This is a genomic window from Colwellia ponticola (assembly GCF_005885605.1).
GTDB classification, from domain to species: domain Bacteria; phylum Pseudomonadota; class Gammaproteobacteria; order Enterobacterales; family Alteromonadaceae; genus Colwellia; species Colwellia ponticola.
The window spans coordinates 1-435 of the sequence record NZ_SZVP01000157.1; the positions used below are offsets into that span (position 1 = coordinate 1).

The 435-nt window shown below is 63.4% G+C and carries 1 pseudogene; it reads right to left on the reverse strand.

Annotated features, from left to right (window positions below):
• Window positions 1-435 (reverse strand): annotated as a pseudogene (locus FCS21_RS16335) (alanine--tRNA ligase); the annotation flags it as partial.

Below are 435 nucleotides of genomic sequence, written 5' to 3' on the forward strand. Positions count from 1 at the left end.
ACCGCCTCAATACGACGCACACCCGACGCCACGCCGCCTTCGCTGATGATCTTCAGCAGGGCGATATCGCCGGTACGGTTGGCGTGGATACCGCCACACAGCTCCACCGAGAAGTCGCCGCCCATGCTCAGCACGCGCACGTTGTCGCCGTACTTCTCGCCGAACAGCGCCATGGCGCCCTTGGCCTTGGCCGTCTCGATGTCAGTCTCTTCGGTTTCTACCGGGGAGTTCTTGCGAATCTCAGCGTTGACGATGTCTTCCAGGGCCTTGATCTGCTCAGGCTTGATCGCTTCGAAGTGGCTGAAGTCGAAACGCAGGCGCTGGCTGTCGACCAACGACCCCTTCTGCTGGACGTGCTCGCCCAGCACCTGGCGCAGCGCGGCGTGCAGCAAGTGCGTGGCCGAGTGGTTCAGCGCGGTGGCATGGCGTACGTCG